We start from the raw sequence: 1,648 nt of genomic DNA on the forward strand, positions 1-1,648 counted from the left end.
TAGGCGAGCCGCAAATTCTGGGGCAGGTAAAGCAAGCGTATCAGGCCGCTAAACGACAAGCTTCTGTCGGTGGCATTCTCGAGCGTTTGTTCCAGCAAACTTTCCGGGTAGCAAAAACCGTAAGAAATGAAACCGCAGTTGGTCAGAATGCGGTTTCGGTAGCCTATGCTGCCGTTTCTATGGCGCGCCATATTTTTGCCAAGTTACAGAACTCAAAAGTCCTGCTTATTGGTGCCGGCGATACATCCGAGCTCGTTGCTCAGCATTTAAAGCAACAAGGTGTCAGCGAAATTATTGTCGCTAACAGAACCTTGCAGCGCGCACGTGAAATGGCTGAGAGAGTCGGGGCGACAGCGCACAGTTTATCGGAGCTTTCTGAGCTTCTGCCACAGGCCGATATTGTTGTCAGTTCAACTGCCAGTACTTTACCTATTGTGGGTAAGGGCAGCATTGAAAAAGCGCTGAAAAAACGCCGTCACAGGCCTATGTTATTGATAGATTTAGCGGTTCCCCGCGATATAGAAGAACAGGTTAACGAACTGGACGATGCCTACCTTTATACCGTGGATGACTTGCAAAGCATTATTAGCGAAAACATTCGTAACCGTGAACAGGCGGCGCGTGAAGCGCAAGTTATTATTCAGCAGCAGACTCAAGAGTTTAATGATTGGCTGAAATCTCTTAACAGCGTCGAGCTTGTGCGAGAGTATCGGACACATACACGAACTCTGGCCGACGAACAGTTAAAAAAGGCACTGGCTCAACTTGAGCAGGGTAAAGACCCGGCGGAGGTTCTGCAAAGGTTCAGTCACCGTCTGGTGCAGCAGTTAACGCACAAACCGACAAACTTATTGAAATCTGCCGGCGAAAATAACGATCAATATACGCTGGCCGTTTTGCAACAACTTTGGTCAGAGCCATCCTCTGACCCATCAGAAGGCAAATAAAAACATGTTGAATCCATCCATTGAACGCAAACTAGAAGGCTTAGTTGAGCGTTATCAGGAAGTGCAGGCTTTATTGGGTGAGCCCGATGTGATCAGCGATCAAAACCGTTTCCGTGCTTTATCTCGCGAATATTCTCAACTGGAAGAAGTAGTCGGGTGCTTTGAGGAGTATCGTCAGAACCAGGATGACCAAGCCGCAGCCAAAGATATGGCTGAGGATGATGACGCAGAGATGCGCGAAATGGCTGCAGAAGAGCTTAAGCAAGCCAAAGAAGCAGAAGAAGATCTGGAAAACCGCCTGCAGCTCTTGCTGTTGCCTAAAGACCCGAACGACGACCGTTCATGCTATTTGGAGATTCGGGCCGGTGCCGGTGGTGATGAAGCTTCAATATTTGCTGGTGACTTATTCCGTATGTACAGCCGTTACGCAGAAAAAAATGGTTGGAAAGTGAATATTGTCAGTGCCAGTGATGGCGAACACGGCGGTTATAAAGAAATTATTGCGCATATGAGTGGTGACGGTGTTTACGGTCGAATGAAGTTTGAATCGGGCGGCCACCGCGTACAACGTGTTCCCGAAACAGAGTCGCAGGGTCGTATTCATACTTCAGCTTGTACCGTAGCGGTGCTGCCGGAAATTCCGGAAGCCGAAGCTGTTGAAATTAACCCGGCCGACTTACGTGTTGATACTTACCGCGCCT

2 protein-coding genes are annotated in these 1,648 nt (G+C 48.7%); both read left to right on the plus strand.

All coding sequences use genetic code 11. The features are described 5' to 3' along the window. On the plus strand, positions 1-947 hold a 947-nt coding region (hemA, locus tag B3180_RS11475; protein WP_286844648.1), incomplete at its 5' end, for a glutamyl-tRNA reductase. A 7-nt stretch (positions 948-954) separates the two neighbouring features. Further along, the coding region (locus B3180_RS11480; RefSeq protein ID WP_286844651.1) for a PCRF domain-containing protein at positions 955-1,648 on the plus strand (694 nt) is incomplete at its 3' end.

Origin of the sequence: Idiomarina sp. UBA4206 (assembly GCF_002383015.1) — a bacterium.
Classification (GTDB): domain Bacteria; phylum Pseudomonadota; class Gammaproteobacteria; order Enterobacterales; family Alteromonadaceae; genus Idiomarina; species Idiomarina abyssalis.